Source organism: Halomonas cibimaris (assembly GCF_039537045.1).
Taxonomy (GTDB): Bacteria; Pseudomonadota; Gammaproteobacteria; order Pseudomonadales; family Halomonadaceae; genus Vreelandella; species Vreelandella cibimaris.
Window position 1 is genome coordinate 1 of the sequence record NZ_BAAAZT010000045.1, and the last position, 3,401, is coordinate 3,401.

3 protein-coding genes are annotated in these 3,401 nt (G+C 55.8%); 1 reads left to right on the forward strand and 2 read right to left on the reverse strand.

The genetic code is table 11. From position 1 onward, the window contains the following. Positions 1 to 190 precede the first annotated feature (190 nt). Positions 191 to 610, reverse strand: coding sequence for a nucleoside diphosphate kinase regulator (rnk, locus tag ABD654_RS05690; RefSeq protein ID WP_344703145.1), 420 nt, complete (start codon positions 608 to 610; stop codon positions 191 to 193). Positions 611 to 736: 126 nt separating this feature from the next. After that, the gene (gdhA, locus tag ABD654_RS05695; RefSeq protein WP_344703146.1) at positions 737 to 2,122 is read right to left on the reverse strand and encodes an NADP-specific glutamate dehydrogenase; all 1,386 of its coding nucleotides are present in this window, start codon (positions 2,120 to 2,122) and stop codon (positions 737 to 739) included. 253 nt (positions 2,123 to 2,375) lie between these two features. Between gdhA and rlmM the strand changes: the two genes are divergently transcribed. After that, positions 2,376 to 3,392 (forward strand): 23S rRNA (cytidine(2498)-2'-O)-methyltransferase RlmM, encoded by a 1,017-nt coding sequence (rlmM, locus tag ABD654_RS05700; protein WP_344703148.1) that lies wholly within the window; start codon positions 2,376 to 2,378, stop codon positions 3,390 to 3,392. Positions 3,393 to 3,401 lie beyond the last annotated feature (9 nt).

Below are 3,401 nucleotides of genomic sequence, written 5' to 3' on the forward strand. Positions count from 1 at the left end.
AAACCGTTCAGCGCCGATGGTAGTGTGGGGCCTCCCCATGCGAGAGTAGGACATCGTCAGGCACCAATACGCAGAAAACCCGGCCACGCGCCGGGTTTTTTGTGTCTATCTACAATAAAAATATCAAGATGAAGCGCTATGCATAAAGTGCTAAAGAAAGCGCTGGAAGAAAGCCGGAAAAGGAAAGTCCTTAACGGTGGTACTGCTTTTCGCGCTCGGGTTGCCAAACAATGGCATCAATCTGTAAGCGAGCCTTGCCGCCGTTGGGTAAGGGCCAGTCAACAATGTCGCCCACCTTCAACCCGATCAGTCCGGCACCGATAGGAGCCATGACAGAGATACCGTCTTCAGTGTTGCCAAGAGCATGCGGATATACCAGCGTGCGGGTCATCTGACGATTTCGCTCCAGGTCAGTAAACTGGATTTTGCTGTTCATGCTCACGACGTTATCAGGTACGTCAGCCGGGTCAACGACCTCTCCACGGGTCAACTCCGTTTCAAGCAGCTCAGCGACGACCATATCCGTGCCATTGTCTGCGGTATCGTCAATCAAGCGCTGGAGACGCTCAGCATCAAGCCGGTTAATCACAATAGGCGGGCGATACTCCATGTTGCTCTCCTTGACCTTGATATAGAAAATGCAAACGTGCAATGACCTACAAAAACAGTCCTTCCCCAAATGGGGAAGGACTGCCACTGACAGCACCAGTATACGCTATTTATGCGCGCAAAACGATCAGACAACGCCTTGATCAATCATGGCATCGGCTACCCGGCGGAAACCGGCAATGTTGGCGCCCAGCACCAGATTGGTCGGCGCATCGAACTCGGCTGCGGTATCGGCACATTGCCTGTGAATCTCTGCCATGATGGCCTTGAGCTTTTCGTCCACTTTCTCCAGCGGCCATTGTTCCATGCTGCTGTTTTGCGCCATTTCCAGCTGGCTGGTGGCAACCCCGCCGGCGTTGGCCGCTTTGCCCGGGCCGTAAGCAATACCTGCCTCCAGGAAGCAATCAGCAGCGTCGGCCGTGGAAGGCATGTTCGCGCCTTCGCTGATGCAGGATACGCCGTTTTTCAGCAGTGCCTGGGCATCGGCGGCGGTCAGTTCGTTTTGCGTGGCGCAAGGGAAGGCCACGTCAGCTTCGATACGCCATACCGCATGGCCGTCTTCGGGATAGTCGGAAGCCGCAATGTAGCGAGCGTTGGGACGCGTTTCGAGGTAGTTTTCCAGCGACACGCGCTCAACTTCCTTCAGCTGCTTGAGCAGGTCCAGGTCAACGCCGTCGGCGTCATGCAGGGTGCCGCCCGAGTCGGTGCAGGTGATGGGCTTGGCGCCCAGTTCAAGCAGCTTTTCAACGGTGTAGATGGCGACGTTACCGGCGCCGGATACCAAACAGGTTTTGCCTTCGATGCTTTCACCGCGGGCTTCCAGCATGTTCTGGGCAAAATAGACAGCGCCGTAGCCGGTCGCTTCCTTACGGCCGATAGAGCCGCCCCAGTCCAGACCCTTGCCGGTTAAAATGCCTTCATAGCGACCGGTTATGCGCTTGTACTGGCCGTAGAGATAGCCGACTTCGCGTGCACCAACGCCGATATCGCCGGCGGGGACGTCAGTGGTTGGGCCAATGTGGCGATAAAGTTCGGTCATGAAGGCCTGGCAAAACCGCATGATTTCAGCATCCGATTTGCCTTTCGGGTCAAAGTTGGAGCCGCCCTTGCCGCCTCCGATGGGCAGGCCGGTGAGCGCGTTTTTGAAAATTTGCTCAAAGCCCAAAAACTTGATGGTGCCGGAAGTAACGCTTGAGTGAAAGCGCAGGCCGCCCTTGTACGGACCCAAGGCCGAGTTGAACTGGACGCGATAGCCCTTGTTGACTTGGGCTGTGCCGTTATCGTCTACCCAGCAGATGCGAAACATGATCTGGCGTTCAGGCTCGACGATGCGCTCGATGATATTGTGTTCAAGATAGTGCGGGCAGCGCTTGAACAGCGGGCGCAGGCATTCCAGTACCTCTTCGGCGGCCTGGTAGAATTCGGTTTGGGCCGGGCTGCTTTGCTTTAAACTGGCGAGCGTGTCGTGTACGTAGGTTTCCAGGTGGTTGGGGGTGGTCTGCGTCTCGGCCATGTTTTTTACTCTAGTTGTTAATGGGGATCAATATAAAAACTGTACCTATACTAAGCGCAACATGTTGTTTGTGCATAGCCTATGCGTAAAAAATGTGTGATGCATCTTTTTAGACAAAAGTCTAGTAAAGAGGAGAGTAGCTTCATTATTCGCTTTTAGTGCTATATGTTTTCGAAGCCGTTTTACTTTGGTCGGTAGGCCATGGCGCGCGTGTTACGATTGCACGGTTTCACATCGTTATTGGGGATTCCACGTGAATACAACATGGCCGGCAACGTGGCTGGTGTACTGTCGGGAAGGCTTTGAACGGGATGCGCAGGCAGAGCTTGAGCACCATGCTCTAGAACACGGTGTTCACGTTAAAGGCGAGTCCGGTAGCGGCTGGGCAAGCGTTATGCGCATAAACGGTGAAACGATCAACGAGCTGCAGCGTCACGTGCCGTTTTCCCGGCTTATTTTTGCGCGGCAAAGCCTGGTAGCGCTGCCGCCGCTTTTTCTTGACCGCGAAAATCGCCTGGGAGCCATCGCAGCTCAGATTCGAGAAGCCGGATGGAGTTTTGAAAGCATCTGGCATGAAACGCCTGATACCAACGAGGGCAAATCCCTTGTGCGCTTGGCCAAGGCCCTGACGCGTCCTCTGCAAAGCATGCTGAAAAAGCACGGTGCCCTGCGGCGCAAAGCCGGTGGCCGGCGCCTTCATCTTTTGTGGCTGTCGGGTGAGCAGGTGCGGCTGGGCATGAGTTTTGCCGGCAATCGCTGCGAACTTGTCGGCGGCATTCGGCGGCTGCGCTTTCCTTCTCGGGCGCCCAGCCGCTCAACGCTGAAGTTGGAAGAAGCCTGGCATGAGTTTGTGCCGCGCGATGAATGGGATACGCGACTGGAAGAAGGTATGCAGGCAGCGGACCTGGGCGCGGCACCCGGCGGCTGGACCTGGCAGCTGGTGCAGCGCGGCATGCACGTTTATGCCATTGATAACGGCCCCATGGATAGCACTTTAATGGCCAGTGGGCAGGTAGAGCACCTGGCGGAAGACGGATTTGTCTGGCAGCCGCCCTGTCGCCTGGATTGGCTGGTGTGCGATATCGTCGATAAGCCGTCCCGAGTTATTGCCATGATGACGCGGTGGCTGGTTCACCGCTGGTGCCGTGAGGCGATATTCAATTTAAAATTGCCGGTAACTATTCAGGTGGCGTCGGGTGAGACTCGCCAACCCGCTGTTCCTTCAGGCATAGTACCGTCATTCGACTCCCCCACCCAGCAGGCAACATGACCATCAGAG